General features: G+C 69.0%; 15 protein-coding genes. 4 read left to right on the top strand and 11 right to left on the bottom strand.

The genetic code is table 11. The features are described from left to right. Positions 1 to 78 precede the first annotated feature (78 nt). The 4 genes from JI746_RS05905 to JI746_RS05890 form a co-directional block, all read right to left on the bottom strand. Positions 79 to 3228 (bottom strand): efflux RND transporter permease subunit, encoded by a 3150-nt coding sequence (locus JI746_RS05905; protein ID WP_201687883.1) that lies wholly within the window; start codon positions 3226 to 3228, stop codon positions 79 to 81. Positions 3229 to 3244: 16 nt separating this feature from the next. After that, a complete protein-coding gene (locus JI746_RS05900) occupies positions 3245 to 4612 on the bottom strand; it encodes an efflux RND transporter periplasmic adaptor subunit (RefSeq protein WP_201687882.1) in 1368 nt (455 codons plus the stop codon). A 176-nt stretch (positions 4613 to 4788) separates the two neighbouring features. After that, the gene (gene rnhA, locus JI746_RS05895; RefSeq protein WP_201687881.1) at positions 4789 to 5235 is read right to left on the bottom strand and encodes a ribonuclease HI; all 447 of its coding nucleotides are present in this window, start codon (positions 5233 to 5235) and stop codon (positions 4789 to 4791) included. Beyond that, a complete protein-coding gene (locus JI746_RS05890; RefSeq protein ID WP_236599609.1) occupies positions 5232 to 6065 on the bottom strand; it encodes a class I SAM-dependent methyltransferase in 834 nt (277 codons plus the stop codon). Before JI746_RS05890 ends, rnhA begins: the two co-directional genes overlap by 4 nt. Here JI746_RS05890 and gloB point away from each other — a divergent pair. The 4 genes from gloB (at position 6064) to JI746_RS27565 (ending at position 9610) form a co-directional block, all read left to right on the top strand. Continuing rightward, positions 6064 to 6837: a hydroxyacylglutathione hydrolase gene (gene gloB, locus JI746_RS05885; protein WP_201687880.1), complete on the top strand. Its 774-nt coding sequence runs from the start codon at positions 6064 to 6066 to the stop codon at positions 6835 to 6837. The two genes, JI746_RS05890 and gloB, sit on opposite strands and share 2 nt — an antisense overlap. Next, positions 6834 to 8411, top strand: coding sequence for a transglycosylase SLT domain-containing protein (locus JI746_RS05880; protein WP_201687879.1), 1578 nt, complete (start codon positions 6834 to 6836; stop codon positions 8409 to 8411). Before gloB ends, JI746_RS05880 begins: the two co-directional genes overlap by 4 nt. Before the next feature lie 159 nt (positions 8412 to 8570). Next, positions 8571 to 9002: a YXWGXW repeat-containing protein gene (locus tag JI746_RS05875; protein ID WP_201687878.1), complete on the top strand. Its 432-nt coding sequence runs from the start codon at positions 8571 to 8573 to the stop codon at positions 9000 to 9002. A gap of 152 nt (positions 9003 to 9154) precedes the next feature. Further along, on the top strand, positions 9155 to 9610 hold the full coding sequence (locus JI746_RS27565) for a hypothetical protein (protein ID WP_236599608.1): 456 nt from the start codon (positions 9155 to 9157) through the stop codon (positions 9608 to 9610). 398 nt (positions 9611 to 10008) lie between these two features. Here JI746_RS27565 and JI746_RS05865 read toward each other — a convergent pair whose 3' ends face one another. The 7 genes from JI746_RS05865 to dnaX all read right to left on the bottom strand — a co-directional run bounded on the left by JI746_RS05865 (position 10009) and on the right by dnaX (position 16119). Then, positions 10009 to 10836 (bottom strand): ABC transporter permease, encoded by an 828-nt coding sequence (locus JI746_RS05865; RefSeq protein WP_201687877.1) that lies wholly within the window; start codon positions 10834 to 10836, stop codon positions 10009 to 10011. Beyond that, positions 10833 to 11648, bottom strand: coding sequence for an ABC transporter ATP-binding protein (locus JI746_RS05860; RefSeq protein ID WP_201688177.1), 816 nt, complete (start codon positions 11646 to 11648; stop codon positions 10833 to 10835). Before JI746_RS05860 ends, JI746_RS05865 begins: the two co-directional genes overlap by 4 nt. Positions 11649 to 11662: 14 nt before the next feature. Then, positions 11663 to 12700, bottom strand: coding sequence for an ABC transporter substrate-binding protein (locus tag JI746_RS05855; protein ID WP_201687876.1), 1038 nt, complete (start codon positions 12698 to 12700; stop codon positions 11663 to 11665). Positions 12701 to 12834: 134 nt separating this feature from the next. Further along, a complete protein-coding gene (locus JI746_RS05850) occupies positions 12835 to 13251 on the bottom strand; it encodes an MAPEG family protein (RefSeq protein ID WP_201687875.1) in 417 nt (138 codons plus the stop codon). Positions 13252 to 13253: 2 nt separating this feature from the next. Next, a complete protein-coding gene (recR, locus tag JI746_RS05845) occupies positions 13254 to 13847 on the bottom strand; it encodes a recombination mediator RecR (protein ID WP_201687874.1) in 594 nt (197 codons plus the stop codon). Between the two features lie 88 nt (positions 13848 to 13935). Then, positions 13936 to 14259, bottom strand: coding sequence for a YbaB/EbfC family nucleoid-associated protein (locus JI746_RS05840; protein WP_201687873.1), 324 nt, complete (start codon positions 14257 to 14259; stop codon positions 13936 to 13938). A gap of 12 nt (positions 14260 to 14271) precedes the next feature. Continuing rightward, a complete protein-coding gene (gene dnaX, locus JI746_RS05835; protein WP_201687872.1) occupies positions 14272 to 16119 on the bottom strand; it encodes a DNA polymerase III subunit gamma/tau in 1848 nt (615 codons plus the stop codon). Between the last annotated feature and the right edge of the window lie 39 nt (positions 16120 to 16158).

Below are 16158 nucleotides of genomic sequence, written 5' to 3'. Positions count from 1 at the left end.
TTCAAGAGTGGATGTCCTTTCGCGGCTTTTGCGTAACCTTTGCGGCTTTTGCGTTCTGGATGTCCGATTTCCCGGACGCTACTTAGCGACGAGGTCGCCTTCGTGCAGCAGGGCGTCTTCCCTCGCCTCGGCCTTGTTCGCGCCGGGGACCTCCCTGCGCGCGAACAGCGTGTACATCGTGGGCACCACGAACACCGTGAGCAAGGTGCCCAGCGACATGCCGCCCACGATCACCCAGCCGATCTGGGTGCGGCTTTCGGCACCCGCGCCATGCGCGAAGGCCAGCGGCATTGCGCCCAGCACCATCGCGCCGGTCGTCATCATGATCGGGCGCAGGCGCTGCGAGGCGGCCTTCACCAGTGCATCGACCATCTCCATGCCCTGCTCGCGCAACTGGTTGGCGAACTCCACGATCAGGATGCCGTGCTTCGTGATCAGGCCCACCAGCGTGATCAGGCCGATCTGCGAGTACACGTTCAGGGATCCTCCGCTCCACTTGAGCGCCAGCAGCGCACCGATCATCGACAGCGGCACCGACAGCATGATCACCAGCGGATCGACGAAGCTCTCGAACTGCGCCGCCAGCACCAGGAAGATGAACAGCAGCGCCAGCACGAACACGATGGCCAGCGCGCCCTGCGAGTTGCGGAACTCGCGCGACGTCCCGTTCAGCTCGGTGGTGTAGCCGGGCTTGAGCACGCGCGCGGCGGTTTCGTCCATGAACTTCAGGGCCTGGCCCAGGGAGTAGTCGGCCGAGAGGTTGGCGGTAATGGCCGCCGCACGGCGCTGCCCGAAGTGGTTCAGCTCGCGCGGGCTCACGCTCTCGTGCGTCTTCACCAGCGCCGACAGCGGGATCATGGTGTCGTTGCGGCCGCGCACGTAGATGGTGTCGATGGCCTCCGGCGTCGTGCGGCCGCTCGCCTGCGTCTGCACGATCACGTCGTACTGCTCGGCGTCGCGCTTGTAGCGCGTGACCTGCCGGCCGCCCAGCATCGTCTCCAGCGCCCGCGCCACCACCTCCACGCTCACGCCCATGTCGGCTGCCTTGGCGCGGTCGACGTCGATGCGCAGCTCCGGCTTGTTCAGCCGCAGGTCCACGTCGACGCCCTGGATCCCGGGGTTCTTCGCGATCTCGTCGAGCATCTGCCGCACGACGCGGTTCAGGTTCTCGTAGCTGTCCGAGGTCTGGATCACGAAGTTCACCGGCCGCTCCCGGAAGCCCTGGCCCAGCGAGGGCGGCGTGACGGCGAAGGCGTTCACGCCCGGCAGCGAGTTGAACTTGGGGCCCAGCTCGCGCGCGATCTCCAGGGTGGTGCGCTTGCGCTCGTCCCAGTCAATGGTGCGGTACACCACGCTGCCCTGCGACACGGTGGGATTGCCCAGGCTGGCGAAGATGCGGTCGAACTCGGGGTACTGCTGCCCCATGCGTTCGAGTGCGCGCGCGTAGCGGTCGGTGAATTCCAGCGTGGAGCCGTCCGGCGCATTGATGCTGGCCAGGATGGTGCCGCGGTCCTCCAGCGGCGACAGCTCCGATTTCATCGAGGGCCACACCAGGGCGATCAGGCCGGCGCTGGTCATCATCACCAGGATCACCAGCCAGCGCGCCTGCAGCAGCTTGCCGCGCCAGCCGCCCCGCCCGCCGGCCGCGGGGCGCCAGCGTGCCGTCACGATCCACCGCAGCGCGCGTGCATAACCGTTCTGCAGGGCCGTCAGCCAGCGCTCCATGTGGCTGTCGAACCAGGTGGGGTTCGGGTTGTGGCGCAGCAGCTTGGAGCACATCATCGGCGTGAGCGTCAGCGCCACGAAGCCCGAGACCAGCACCGAGCCGGCCAGCGCCAGCGCGAACTCGACGAACAGCCGGCCCGTGCGCCCCGGCGTGAACGCGAGCGGCGCATACACGGCCACCAGCGTCAGCGTCATCGTCACCACGGCGAAGCCGATCTCGCGCGCGCCCTTGATGGCCGCCGAGAACGGGTCCAGCCCCTCCTCGATGTGCCGGAAGATGTTCTCCAGCATCACGATCGCGTCGTCCACCACCAGGCCGATGGCCAGCACGAGCGCCAGCAGCGTCAGCGTGTTGATGGTGAAGCCCGCCAGCGCCATCATGGCGAAGGTGCCGACCAGCGACACCGGGATCGTGATCATCGGGATGATGGAGGCGCGGATGGTGCGCAGGAACACGAAGATCACCAGCGCCACGAGGATCATGGCCTCGACGATGGTGCGGTAGACGTTGCGCACCGAGCGGTCGATGAACAGCGAGTTGTCGTTGGCGACGTCGATGTTGATGTCCGGCGGCAAGTCCTGCTTGAGGCGCGGGATCATCTCGCGCACGCCCTGCGCCAGCGTCAGCGGGTTGGCGGTGGCCTGGCGGATCACGCCGGTGCCGATGGCGCTGCGGCCGTTCAGGCGCATGCCGCTGCGCTCGTCGGCCGGCGCCTCCTCCACCCGCGCCACGTCGCGGACTTTCACCGGGAAGCCGTTGACGTTGCGGATCACGATCTCGCCGAACTGCGCGGGCCGCACCAGGTCGGTCTGCGAGGTGACGCTGAACTCGCGCTGCTGCGACTCGATGCGGCCGGCCGGCAGCTCGAGGTTGCTGCGCCGGATCGCGTCCTCCACGTCCTGCGTGGTCACGTTGTAGCCGGCCAGCTTGTCGGGATCGAGCCAGACGCGCATGGCGTACTTGCGCTCGCCATACATGCGCACGTCGGCCACGCCGGTCACCGTCTGCAGGCGCGGCTTGACGATGCGGTTGACCAGGTCGTTGATCTCCAGCGCGCTGCGGCTGTCGCTGGTGAAGGCCAGCCAGAGCACCGGGAAGGCATCGGCCTCCACCTTGGCGATCACCGGTTCGTCGATGGCCTGCGGCAGCCGGTTGCGCACACGGGAGGTGCGGTCGCGCACCTCCGCGGCGGCGGCATCGGCGTCCTTCTCCAGCCGGAAGCGCACCGAGATCTGGCTCTGCTCGGGGCGGCTGATGGAGGTGATGACGTCCACCGCGTCGATGCCGGCGATGGAATCCTCCAGCGGCTTGGTGACCTGCGACTCGATCACCTCGGCGGACGCGCCGGCGTACTTGGTGCTCACGGTCACCACCGGCTCGTCGATCTTCGGGTACTCGCGCACGGCCAGGCGGCTGAAGCTGACCAGCCCCACCAGCAGGATCAGCAGCGACAGCACGGTCGCGAAGACCGGGCGGCGGATCGCTATTTCGGGAAGTTGCATGGAAAGCTCCTGGCGCTCAGCCGGCGACGGAAGCGCGCTTGGCTTCCGGACGCGGCAGCGGCGCGGCCGGGCGCACGGGCGCCTGGGCAGGGCGCGGCTGGGCCGCGGGCCGCGTCGTGGCGTTCGCCACATGGCCGCAGGGATTGCCGGGGCGCAGCGGCACCATCTCGTACTGGACCGGCGCGTTGCGCGCGCCGGCTTGGGTGCCGCCAGCGGCTCCGGCCACCGGCCCACCCGCCGCGTTGCCGCCGCGGCCGGCGAGGTCGAGGACGTGCACGGCCATGCCGTCCTCCTTGATCCGCTGCTGCCCGGTGGTGACGACGAGGTCGCCGGTGTTCAGGCCCTCGGTGATCTCCACCTTGCCCGGCTGGCGGATGCCCACCTTGACCTCGACGCGCTGCGCGCGACGCGTCTCGGCATCGGGCCCCGGGGCGAGCCGGTAGACGAACTGGCGGCCGCCTTGCGGCACGATGGCTTCCTCGGGGATGACCCGCGCGTCGTCGCGCATGCCGAACACGGGCGTCACGCGCGCGAACATGCCCGGGCGCAGGTCGAGATTGCGGTTGTCCATGCAACCGCGCACGCCCACCGAACGGCCGTTCGCGTCCAGCAGCGGGTCCACGGCCTGGATCAGTGCGCTGAAGCGCCGGCCCGGCAGCGCATCGAAATCGACCAGCGCGACCTGCCCCGGCCGCACCTTGGCCTGGTAGCGCTCCGGCAGGCGGAAGTCGACGTACATCGCATCGAGGTCCTCGATGTTCACGATGTCCGCGCCGTCCTTCAGGTAGTCGCCCACGCTGATGTTGCGGATGCCCGCCACGCCGTCGAAGGGCGCGACGATCTTCAGGCGCGCCAGCGTGGCCTTGGCGAGTTCCAGCTTGGCTTCGGCGACCTGCAGGTTGGCCGCGCTTTCGTCCACCGCGCGCTGCGCGATGAACTTCTCTTCCACCAGCTCCTCGTTGCGCTTGTGGTTGGCGCGCGCGATGGAGAGTTCGGCCTGCGCCTGCTGCAGCTGCGCGCGCGGCAGCTGGTCGTCGAGCTGGACCAGCACCTGCCCGCGGCGCACCCGGTCGGCATCACGGAAGTTGATCTGCGTCACCCGGCCGGAGACTTCAGGCCGCAGAATGACGCTCTGGCGCGAGCGCAGGCTGCCCACCGCCTGGGCGTCGTCGCTGATGCGTTGCGCCTCCACCCGTGCGACCTCCACCGAAGGCGCCCGGGCGGGACCGTTCGCCGGTGCGCCGCTCGCGGCCGCAGCGCCCGGCCGGGTCGTTTCGGTGCCGGCCTCTTTAGCGCGGTGCGGTTGCTGGTACCACCACGCGGCGCCGGACGCAGAGGCGATCACGACCGCCGCGACAGCGGTATGCAGGGACTTCAAGGCCATGTGAGCTGATCCACGGAAAATGCTGGTGCGCACTCGCGCTGCCGCCTTCCTGGCGGCTGACGACGCAATGTAACAGCAGGTTCGCTGATCAGCATCGGCACCTCCCCTGAGACTCGCATGCCGGGGCGTGCGTTCGGTCGTTTTACCGCTGCTTTACAAAGCCGGCGGACGGCCGGTCACCGGCGCTGGACGCTCTGCACCCCCATGTTCGCCAGCGCATCGGCCCGTTCGTTGCCGGGATGGCCGTTGTGGCCGCGCACCCAGCGCCAGTCCACCACGTGCCCGCTGCGGGTGACCAGTTCGTCCAGCCGCTGCCAGAGCTCCTGGTTCTTCACCGGCTGCTTGCTGGCCGTCTTCCAGCCCTTGGCCTTCCAGCCGGGCAACCATTCGGTGATCCCCTTGAGGACGTACTGGCTGTCGAGGTAGAGCGTGACGGCGCACGGCCTCTTGAGCGCCTCCAGCGCCTGGATCACCGCCATCAGCTCCATGCGGTTGTTGGTGGTGCTGGCCTCACCGCCATACAGTTCCTTCTCGGTGGCCCCGGAGCGCAGGAGCACGCCCCAGCCCCCCGGACCGGGATTGCCCTTGCACGCCCCGTCCGTGTAGATCTCGATCTGGTTCATTCGATGGGTGTCGCTTGCCGATGCTCCGGCTCGGAATACGCGCCGCTGCGCAGCGCGCCGGCGCGCCGTTCGCGCCGGCTGCGGTTGGTGACCGGCACGGGCGACCTGGCGGGGCGCTTCGCGCGTTTCCAGGCGGGCGACAGCAGCGTCACGCCGCGCACCCGCTTGACGGCGACGATGAAGTACGCCGCGCCGAAGATCGGCCACGAGCGCTCCCCCACCGCGTCCATCCAGGCAAAGCGATCCAGCCATTTCTCGCTGGCGAAGGCCGGGCGCCAGCAGCCGAAGCTGCTGGTCTCGACCTCGAAACTCAGGAGACGCAGCCAGTCGCGCAGGCGCCAGTAGCCGATGAAGTCGCCGGCGTCCGGCAGGTAGAGCTCGCCGAAGCCGAGGCGCCTATAGAGATGCGCGCGCCGCTGGCGCAGCCCCCACAGGCTCGCCGGATTGAGGCAGCAGATCACCACCTTGCCCTCGGGCACGAGCACGCGCTCCACCTCGCGCAGGGTGGCGTGCGGATCGACGTTCAGTTCCAGCGAATGCGGCAGCACCACCAGGTCGAGGCTGTTCTCCTCGAAGGGTAGCGCGCTGAAGCTGGTGACGATGTCCGGCTTCACGGGGGACTGCAGCGACTTCGCCTCGCTCAGGGCCAGCCACTTGTGCGGCATGCGATTGGCCTGCAGCGCGTCGAGCTCCGGCAGCCCCACCTGCAGCGCGTGGTAGCCGAAGATGTCGGCCACGGCGCGATCGAACTCGGCCCGCTCCCACGCCAGCAGATACCTGCCGGGCGGGGTTTCGAACCAGTCGTGCATTCCTATAATCGCGTCGCTCATGAACTTGATCCCGCTGCCCGCCTTCCAGGACAATTACCTGTGGCTGCTGCACGACGGACAGCGGGCGCTGGTCGTCGACCCAGGCGACGCCGACCCCGTGCACAACTTCCTCGCCGGGCGCGGCCTGCAACTGGAAGCGATTCTAGTCACGCATCACCATGCCGATCACATCGGCGGCCTCGATGCGCTGCGCGACGCGACCGGCGCGCGGGTGTTCGGCCCGGCCCGCGAACGCATTCCGCCGCCGCTGCAAAGCCTCACCGAAGGCGACCGCATCCAGGCCCTGGGCCTGACCTTCCAGGTGTTCGACGTCCCCGGCCACACGGCAGGCCACATCGCGTACTTCTGTGAAGAGGTCGATGGCGCGCCGCTCCTGTTCTGCGGCGACACGCTCTTTTCCGGCGGCTGCGGCCGCCTGTTCGAAGGCACGCCGGCGCAGATGCTGGATTCGCTCGGCAAGCTCGCGGCCCTGCCCGCCGGCACCCGCGTGTGTTGTACACACGAATACACACTCTCAAACCTGAAATTTGCCACAACCGTCGAGCCTGACAATGTGCAGCTCGAGCATTACCGGCAACAATGCGAGCAGCGGCGCTCGCGTGGCGAGCCCACGCTGCCTTCCACCATCGGGCTGGAGCGCAGCATCAATCCCTTCCTGCGTACCGGCGTTCCGGCCGTCGCGCGGGCCGCCCACGATCACGACGGGGCGGACGAAGCAGATCCGGTTGCGGTGTTCGCGGCCCTGCGCCAATGGAAGAACGGGTTCAGATGACGAAGTACAAGTTGCTCGCGCTTTCCGCCATGCTGGCCCTTGCCGGTTGTGCCACCACCTCGGGGCCGGGCGCGCCCGTGTCCGACCTCGGTGCGGCGAAGAAGGAGCCGCCGGCGCAGGCCGCCCCGCTTGCGCAGGCCGCGCCCAGCGCACCCGCGGTGATCCCCTCGGGCAACCTGTCGGCGCTCACGGGCTCGGACCTGAGCTCGCAGCCCGTGGCGGCCCTGGAGCCGCCGCCGGACCTGTGGTCGCGCATCCGCGACGGCTTCAAGATGCCGAACCTGGACAACGAACTGGTACGGCAGCAGGAGCAGTGGTACGCCACCCGCCCCGACTACCTGCAGCGCATGACGGACCGCTCGCGCAAGTACCTGTTCCACATCGTCGAGGAACTGGAGCGCCGCAACATGCCCACGGAACTGGCGCTGCTGCCCTTCATCGAGAGCGCCTTCAATCCGCAGGCCGTCTCCAGCGCGCGCGCCGCCGGCATGTGGCAGTTCATGCCCGGGACCGGCCGCGATTTCGACCTGAAGCAGAACGTTTTCCGCGACGACCGCCGCTCGGTGCTGGAGTCCACGCGTGCCGCGCTCGACTACCTGCAGAAGCTCCATGGCATGTTCGGCGACTGGCACCTGGCGCTGGCCGCGTACAACTGGGGCGAAGGCAACGTGAGCCGCGCGATCCAGCGCAACCAGCGCGCCGGCCTGGGCATCGCCTACACCGACCTGAAGATGCCGGACGAGACGCGCAACTACGTCCCGAAGCTGCAGGCCGTCAAGAACATCATCGCGGAGCCGGAGCAGTTCAGCGCCGACCTGCCCCTGATCAACAACCACCCTTACTTCCAGACCGTCACGCTGCAGCGTGACATGGACGTGGAACTGGCGGCGCGGCTGGCGGACGTGAAGCTGGACGACTTCAAGGCGCTGAACCCGCAGCTCAATCGGCCGGTGATCCTCGCGGCCGGCACGCCGGAGATCCTGCTGCCCTGGGACAACGCCACCGTCTTCAAGCGCAATTTCGCGGAGCACAGCGAAGGCAAGTACTCCACCTGGACGGCCTGGACGGCGCCTTCGACCATGAGCGTGGCCGAAGCGTCGCGCCGCGTCGGCATGGGCGAGAACGACCTGCGCGCGGTGAACAGCATCCCGCCGCGCATGTTGATCAAGGCGGGCTCGGTGCTGATCGTGCCGCGCCGCAGCGGCAGCTCCAGCGACGTGGCGGGCCATGTGGCCGACAACGCGCAGCTGAGCCTGGCACCCGAGATCGTGACGCGGCGCACCGTCGTCAAGGCCGGCCGGCGCGATTCGATCGCCAGCGTCGCCAGGCGCTACAAGGTCAGCCCGGCGCAGGTCGCCGAATGGAACCACGTCGCGGCTTCCGCGGCACTCAAGCCGGGCCAGCAACTGGTGCTGCATCTGCCGGTACGCGCAGTGACGCGCGCGCAGGTCCGCGTTCCCGCCCGGGCCGTGGTGCGCACGTCCACGCGCGCCGCCGCCGCCGCCCCGGTCAAGGCGCATGGCCGCGCCATGCCGCACAAGCACGGCGCGCCGGCGAAGAAGAAGCGCCGCTGAGGCTGGGTCGCGGCGCTTCGGTGAAGCATCCGCGTCACGTTGTAACCGGCTGATCCTCGCGCAGGACGACTCCGACGATTGCTGCCGCCGCAGGCTGATGCCGCGGGCGCCGCGGCTCCGCGACAGTGTGGTCATTCCAACTCACCAGGGAGTCTCCACATGCAACGCAAGTCGCTTCTGGCTGCCGCCTTCGCCGCGGCGCTGATGGGCTTCGGCGCCGCCGCCCAGGCGCAGTACACCGCCGTCGTTTCGGTGGCGCCGCCGGCACCGCGCCACGAGGTCGTTCCCGCCCCGCGTTCCGGCTGGGTCTGGGCACCGGGCCACTACGAGTGGCGCGGCAATGAATACGCGTGGGTCGAAGGCAGCTGGCTGCGCGAGCGCGTGGGCTACGAGTACCGCGAGCCGCGCTGGGTGCAGCGTGGCGACGGCAGCTGGGTGTTCGTCGGCAACAACTGGGAGCGCCGCCAGGCCGCCCGTGAGGAACGCCGCGAGGAGCGCCGCGCCGAGCGCATGGCCCGTGGCCGCGACTGGGACGGCGACGGCATCCCGGACCGCCGCGACCGCTTCCCGCGCAACCCGAACCGCAGCTGACGCTGCGCCGCGATCCAGGGCCCTTCGGGGCCCTTTTTCCTGCGCAGTTCCGTTCGGGTTAGGACGCTTCCGACGCGCTTGACAGCGCATCAGCCCTTGGCCCGCCGCTGCTGCGGCCCCAAGGTGGAGGGATACAGAAAAGGAGATTTCGCATGCGCAACAAGACCTTGATGGGCGCCCTCGTGGCTGCCTCGCTGATGACGTTCGGTGCCGTATCCCACGCGGCGCAGCTGAACCCGAGGGGCGACCTGGACCGCGACGGTATCCAGAACCGCCATGACAGCGACCGTGACGGCGACGGCTTTGCCAACAAGAGCGACCCGAATCCCAATGTCTTCAACAAGACCCGCTGGGTCCGCGGCCACGACATGGACCACGACGGCATCGCGGACCGCTCGGACCGGGACCGCGACGGCGACGGGATCGCCAACGCGCGCGACCCGCATCCCGACCGCTTCGACGCCCGCCGTGTCGCCCGCGTGGACCGCATGGGCCCCAACGGCGACTTCGACCGCGACGGGATCCGCAATCGCAATGACCGCGACCGCGATGGCGACGGCGTGCGCAACAACCGCGACCGCTTTCCGATGAATCCGCGGCGCTCGTGAGGCGCGGTGGTTCGAGCTTCGAGGGGCCTGCGGGCCCCTTGTTTCTTGCAAGGGGCCTGTGGGGCCCCTGACTCTTTGGTGGCTCTTCGTACTTCCGCGGTGCCGCGACCGTAGGGTAGCGGCGGCCTCCGGACCGGACCATGCCGGGTCCCTGTCCGCCTCTGCGACTGTCCTCCGGCGCGGTTGAGAGACTGGCGCGAAGCTGGCGAAGCGCCCGCGCCTCCCCCTTTTATGTCGCCGAGTCGGACAGGGACCCGTCCTGGTCCTGCAGCGTGCGGGCTTGAGAGGGCTGCCCCCCTGCGACGCCCGCAGGAGCCGCACAGCGACCGCGACATCGACATCGACGGCGGCCGCATTCCCAACAAGCGCGACCGCCACCCATACGACCGGCGCCGCGGCTAGAGTTTTTCGGTTTCGCCCTGCCGCGGCTGCCACTTCATCAGCCGCCGCTCGATGCGGCCCACCAGCGCGTCGAGCAGCAGGGCGAAAGCCGTGAGCACCACGATGCCCGCGAACACGGTGTTCACGTCGAAGGTGCCTTCCGCCTGCAGGATCAGGTAGCCCACGCCCCGCGCGGAGCCGAGGTATTCCCCCACCACCGCGCCCACGAAGGCCAGCCCCACCGAGGTGTGCAGGCTGGAGAACACCCAGCTCGTGGCACTGGGCAGGTACACGCTCTGCAGCAGCTGCTTGCGGTTCGCGCCCAGCATGCGGGCGTTGGCCAGCACCACCGGGCTGACCTCGCGCACGCCCTGGTACACGTTGAAGAACACGATGAAGAACACCAGCGTGACGGCCAGCGCCACCTTGCTCCAGATGCCGAGGCCGAACCACAGCGAGAAGATCGGCGCCAGGATCACGCGCGGCATCGAGTTCAGGGCCTTGATGTAGGGATCGACGATCGCGCTGGCCGTGGGCGCCAGCGCCAGCCAGAGGCCCACCGCCAGACCCAGCACCGTGCCGATCGCGAACGCGAGCACGGTCTCCAGCAGCGTCACGCCCAGGTGCGGATAGATGTCCGCCCGCCCGGGCAGTCCGTCGGGGAACAGCGGGTTGGCCGCAACCTCCACCGGCAGGAACCACGACCAGATCCGGCCTGCCACCTTCACCGGCTCGCCGAGGAAGAAGGCGCTCTGCTCGTTGCGCGAGATGGCGTGCCACAGCACCAGCATCGCGAGCAGCAGCGCGAACTGCCACAGGCGCAGCTTGCGTTCGCCCGGCCTCATGCGACCTGCTTCAACTGCTGCGCGTAGCCCTTGAGAACCTCCTCGCGCAGGACGGACCAGATGCGCCCGTGCAGCTGCACGAAGTGCGGGTCCCCACGGATCTCGGCCACGTCGCGCGGCCGCGGCAGCGCGATCGGGAATTCGCCGATCGGGTGGGTGGCGGGGCCGGCGGACAGGACCACGACGCGATCGCTCATGGCGATGGCTTCGTCGAGGTCGTGCGTGATGAACAGGACGGCCTTCTTCTTCGCGGCCCAGAGTTCCAGCACCTCGTTTTCCATCAACTGGCGGGTCTGGACGTCGAGCGCGCTGAAGGGTTCGTCCATGAGGATGATGTCGGGGTCGAGCGCCAGGGTCTGCGCCAGGGCCGTGCGCTTGCGCATCCCGCCCGAGAGCTGGTGCGGATAGCGGTCGCCGAAACCGGCCAGGCCCACGCGCGCCAGCCAGCCCTCGGCCTCGCGCTGCGCCAGCGGCTCGGGCACGCCGCGGTACTGCAGTCCGACCACCACGTTGGCCAGCGCGCTGCGCCAGGGCATCAGCGCGTCGGCCTGGAACATGTAGCCGGCGCGCCGGTTGATCCCGGCGAGCGGCTCGCCGAAGACGCGCACTTCGCCACCCGAGGGCTCGAGCAGGCCGGCGGCGATGTTCAGCAGGGTCGACTTGCCGCAGCCCGTGGGCCCCACCACGGAGACGAATTCACCGGCGGCAATGGCCAGGCTGGTGTGCGCCACGGCGGTGTAGCGCTGGCCCGGCGCCTCCCGCGAGCGGAAGGTGACGCTGATGTCGCGGAGTTCGAGCGCGGGCGCAGCCAGGGTGGCCTGCGTGCTCACGCCTTGTATTTCTCCTTCGCGCGGCGGGCGAAGTCGTTGGTGAAGGTGCGCGACAGGTCGATCTTCTCCGGCTTGATGCTCGGATCGAAGCTCGCCAGCGCCTTCAGCGCCGTGCGCGCGCCCTCTTCCGGCATCACGCCGTCGAGGGCGAGCGCCTCGCGCACCTTGTTGAACGACGCCAGGTACAGCGCGCGATCCCCGAGCAGGTAGCTCTCGGGAACGGTCTTGATGATGTCGCTGGGGCCGGCCGTCTGCAGCCACTTCAGGCCGCGCACGATGGCGTTGGCCAAGCCCTGGCAGGTGTTGGGATTGGCCTTGACGAAGTCGACCTGGGTGTAGAAGCACGCCGCGGGCATGGGACCGCCGAACACTTCCTGCGTGCCCTTGAGCGTGCGCGTGTCGCTGATGATGCGCACGTCGCCCTTCTGCTCCAGCATGGTCATCACGGGATCGATGTTGCTCATGGCATCGATCTGGCCCGAGCGCATCGCGGTAAGCGCACCGGCCGACGTGCCCACGCCGACGTAGCTGACCTCCGTGGCCTTGATGCCGGCGCGGGAGAGCACCAGGTTGGCGACCATGTTGGTCGAGGAACCGGGCGCCGTCACGCCGATCTTCTTGCCCCGCAGGTCCGCCAGGCCCTTGTAGTTGGGAAGGGACTTGACGGAGACGCCCATCGCGATCTGCGGTGCCCGGCCCATGAGCACGATCGACTCGATGAACTGGTTCTTGGACTGCATGTTGATCGTGTGCTCGTAGGCACCGCTCACCACGTCGGCCGATCCGCCCACCAGGGCCTGCAGCGCCTTGGCGCCACCCGCGAAGTCGGAGATCTCGACCTCGATGCCTTCGGCCTTGAAGTAGCCCAGTTGTTCGGCGATCGTCAGGGGCAGGTAGTAGAACGCGGCCTTGCCGCCCACGGCGATGGAAAGCCTGCTCTTCTCGGGCCGGCCCTGGGCCCGCAGCGCCGGCACGGCCACCGCGGCGGCGGCCAGCAGGGTGAAGGAGCGGCGATTCAGCAGTGTCCTCGTCATGGGCATCCCTCGTGTGCTCCGTGTTCTTGTGACGAAGGAGCGTAGTGCGCGCTTGTGTGCACCGCATCAGGACCATCCCCTGCGGGAAAACACGGGGCGCTTGCGCCCCCTCGCGCCGCCCGTAGGGGCGCCGCCTAATGGAAGGCGGCGCTGAGGAAGATGCCGAGGTTGGCGAGGAACGCGAGGGCCCAGATCGCCGATCGCGTGGTGGGCAGGCCGGCGACGTACATCACGATGTAGATGATGCGCAGGGTGACGAACAGCAGGGCGAGGATGTCCAGCCGCCCCTGCGGGGCCCCGACCTGGTGCGCGATCAGGACGGCACCGATGAAGAACGGCAGTGCCTCGAAGCTGTTGGCCTGCGCCGCATTGGCGCGTGCCTGCCAGCCCTCCTGGCGGGCGAGCCAGCCGCGCGGGTCGGCGTTGTCGAAACCGCCCGCGCCGCGGGACTTGCCCAGGCCCCTGGACTTGGCCAGGTAGGCGCAGGCAAAGGGCAGCAGCACCGCCACCAGGACGCACCAATAGGCGACGGTGAATCGCGCGTACGACATCGTTATCGGCTCCTCCTGTCGACCAGCGCATGGGCGATGGTCCCCAGGTCCACGTATTCGAGTTCGCTCCCCGCGGGGACGCCGCGGGCGAGCCGGGACACCTTCAGGCCCCGTTGCTTGAGGGCCTCGGCGATCACGTGCGCCGTGGCCTCGCCTTCGGCGGTGAAGTTGGTGGCCAGGATGACCTCCTGCACCTCGCCATCCATGGCGCGCGAGAACAGCTTTTCCAGCCCGATGTCCTTCGGGCCGATGCCATCGAGCGGACTCAGCTTGCCCATGAGGACGAAGTACCGGCCGTTGTAGGCCTGCGTGCGCTCCACCGCCGCCTGGTCGGCCGGCGTCTCCACCACGCACAGCTTGCCATGGTCCCGCTGCGGGTTGCGGCAGGTCGCGCACACCTCCTCCTCGGTGAAGGTATGGCACAGGCTGCAGTGGCGGATGCGCGTGGCCGCCTGCTGCAAGGCCTGCGCGAGCACCTGCGCGCCCTCGCGGTCATGCTGCAGCAGGTGGAAGGCCATGCGCGAGGCGGATTTCACGCCGACGCCCGGCAGGCGCCGCAGCGCCTCGACGAGCGCCTGGAGGGACGGTTCGGCCATCAAGCCGCCGACGAGCCGCCTCTAGGCGGCTTGCGCCCCCTTGGGGGGCAGCGACTACACGCAGTGAGGAGCGTGGGGGCGAACACCTTCAGAACGGGAGCTTCATGCCGGGGGGCAGGCCCGCGGTGAGCTTGCCCATCTTCTCCTGCGTGGTCTCTTCGGCCTTGCGCACCGCGGCATTGAAGGCGGCCGCCACCAGGTCCTCCAGCATGTCCTTGTCGTCCGCGAGCAGGCTCGGGTCGATGGTGACGCGCTTGACGTCGTGCTTGCAGGTCATGACGACCTTCACGAGGCCGGCGCCCGACTCGCCGCTCACCTCGATGAGGGCCAGCTCCTCCTGTGCCTTCTTCAGGTTGTCCTGCATTGCCTGCGCCTGCTTCATGAGGCCGGCCAGCTGTCCCTTGTTGAACATAATGTGCTCTCTTCAGTGTTTCTCGACGGGCTTGATGCTGCCCGGGACGATTTTCGCCCCAAACTCGCGCTGCATCTGCTGCACGAACGGGTCGTTGTAGATGATCTGCTCCGCGGCCTGCTGGCGCCGCGCCGCCGCGGCCGCATTGCGCCGCGCCGGGCTGTCGGTGACAGTCCCCACTTCCACCGACAGGTCCACCGCGTGGCCGAGCGCCTGCAGCGCATTGCGCAGCCGCTCGCGGGCGACTCCCTGGTTCAGCGACTCGCGTTCCACGCGCAGCATCCAGTGGCCCTCGTCGCGGGCGACCAGTTGCGCCTGCAGGGCCAGTTCGCGGACCAGCGCGGTGATCGCCTCGCGCTCGACGAGCTGCTGCACGGTTGCCTGCCAGAAGTCGCCCTCGGGGGTGGGCGTGACCAAGGGGACACCGGAGGGTGTTTCGCGGGCCGGCTCGGGCGGGACGCGGACCGGGACGCCGACGACGTCGCCGTTGTCGCCGTTGTCGCAGGTGGCGGGCGTCGCGGGGCGGGTGCCGGCCTGGCGGGGTTCGACGACGGGGAGGACGTGGCCGGGGGGTGCGGTGGGGCGTGGGGCTTGCGGGATGGGTGCGGAGACGCTGGGGGCGGGTGCGGGAACGCTGGGGTTTGGGCTGTCGCCGCTCACCGCCAGCCTACGGGGAGCTGCGGATTCCGTAGGCTGGTGGTGAGCTGCGCGAACCCCAGCGCCTAGCCCCTCACGCCCCGCCAGACTTTTTTTTTGAGCCACCCCCGGCTTGAACGCCAGCAGCCGCAGCAACACCATCGTCAGCGCCGCGTACTCGTCCGGCGCCAGCCCCAGCTCGCCCCGCCCATGCAGGCAGATGCTGTAAAGCAGCTGCGTCTCGTCGGCCGGCATCAGCGCCGCGAGCCGCGCGATCGTCACGCCCTCTTCGTCGCTCCCATCCGCCGCCTCCGGCACGGCCTGCAGCACGGCCATGCGTTGCAGCACCAGGCTCATCTCCTCCAGCGCCGCGGCGGCGCTCAGGCCATGCAGGCGCAGGTCCTCGGAGGTTTCGACCACCGTCTTGCCGTCCCCGTTCGCCAGTGCCTCGACCAGCCGGAACACGTGGCTGCGGTCGACGCTCCCGAGCATCTGGCGCACCGCGGCTTCGCGCAATTGGCCGCCGCCGAACGCGATTGCCTGGTCGGTGAGCGAGAGCGCATCCCGCATCGAGCCGCGCGCGGCCCGCGACAGCAGCCGCAGCGCCTGCGCATCGGCCGGCACCGCCTCGGCTTCCAGCACGTGCGCCAGGTGCTCCTGCACCGTCTCCGGCGCCATCGGCCGCAGGTTGAACTGCAGGCAGCGCGAAAGGACGGTGACGGGCACCTTCTGCGGATCGGTCGTGGCCAGCACGAACTTCAGGTATTCCGGCGGCTCTTCGAGCGTCTTGAGCATCGCGTTGAACGCGTGCCCCGTGAGCATGTGCACTTCGTCGATCATGAAGACCTTGAAGCGGCCCTGCACCGGCTTGTACACGGCCTGTTCGAGCAGCGACTGGACCTCGTCGACGCCGCGGTTCGATGCCGCATCGAGCTCCGTGTAGTCGACGAAGCGGCCCGAATCGATATCGGTGCAGGCCTGGCACACGCCGCAAGGGGTGGCCGTGATGCCGCCCTGCCCGTCCGGTCCCTGGCAGTTCAGCGACTTGGCCAGGATGCGCGAGACGGTCGTCTTGCCCACGCCGCGCGTGCCGGTGAAGAGGTAGGCGTGGTGCAGCCGCTGCTGCTCCAGCGCATTCGTCAGCGCCTGCACCACGTGCTCCTGGCCCACCATCTGGCTGAAGGTCCGGGGCCGGTACTTCCGGGCGAGCACGAGATACGACATGGGCGGTGATTCTCGCAGAACGTCATCCGTGCCCTCGCG

The sequence above is a fragment of the Ramlibacter alkalitolerans genome (assembly GCF_016722765.1).
Taxonomy (GTDB): Bacteria; Pseudomonadota; Gammaproteobacteria; order Burkholderiales; family Burkholderiaceae_C; genus Ramlibacter; species Ramlibacter alkalitolerans.
The sequence above is the reverse complement of the archived record's forward strand: the minus strand, read 5'-3'. Positions and strand labels throughout refer to the sequence as shown.

Bases quoted from the DNA above. Each gene is read 5' to 3' on its own strand.
- JI746_RS05905 (WP_201687883.1), bottom strand. From the start codon at position 3,228: ATGCAACTTCCCGAAATAGCGATCCGCCGCCCGGTCTTCGCGACCGTG.
- JI746_RS05900 (WP_201687882.1), bottom strand. From the start codon at position 4,612: ATGGCCTTGAAGTCCCTGCATACCGCTGTCGCGGCGGTCGTGATCGCC.
- rnhA (WP_201687881.1), bottom strand. From the start codon at position 5,235: ATGAACCAGATCGAGATCTACACGGACGGGGCGTGCAAGGGCAATCCC.
- gloB (WP_201687880.1), top strand. From the start codon at position 6,064: ATGAACTTGATCCCGCTGCCCGCCTTCCAGGACAATTACCTGTGGCTG.
- JI746_RS05890 (WP_236599609.1), bottom strand. From the start codon at position 6,065: ATGAGCGACGCGATTATAGGAATGCACGACTGGTTCGAAACCCCGCCC.
- JI746_RS05880 (WP_201687879.1), top strand. From the start codon at position 6,834: ATGACGAAGTACAAGTTGCTCGCGCTTTCCGCCATGCTGGCCCTTGCC.
- JI746_RS05875 (WP_201687878.1), top strand. From the start codon at position 8,571: ATGCAACGCAAGTCGCTTCTGGCTGCCGCCTTCGCCGCGGCGCTGATG.
- JI746_RS27565 (WP_236599608.1), top strand. From the start codon at position 9,155: ATGCGCAACAAGACCTTGATGGGCGCCCTCGTGGCTGCCTCGCTGATG.
- JI746_RS05865 (WP_201687877.1), bottom strand. From the start codon at position 10,836: ATGAGGCCGGGCGAACGCAAGCTGCGCCTGTGGCAGTTCGCGCTGCTG.
- JI746_RS05855 (WP_201687876.1), bottom strand. From the start codon at position 12,700: ATGACGAGGACACTGCTGAATCGCCGCTCCTTCACCCTGCTGGCCGCC.
- JI746_RS05850 (WP_201687875.1), bottom strand. From the start codon at position 13,251: ATGTCGTACGCGCGATTCACCGTCGCCTATTGGTGCGTCCTGGTGGCG.
- recR (WP_201687874.1), bottom strand. From the start codon at position 13,847: ATGGCCGAACCGTCCCTCCAGGCGCTCGTCGAGGCGCTGCGGCGCCTG.
- JI746_RS05840 (WP_201687873.1), bottom strand. From the start codon at position 14,259: ATGTTCAACAAGGGACAGCTGGCCGGCCTCATGAAGCAGGCGCAGGCA.
- dnaX (WP_201687872.1), bottom strand. From the start codon at position 16,119: ATGTCGTATCTCGTGCTCGCCCGGAAGTACCGGCCCCGGACCTTCAGC.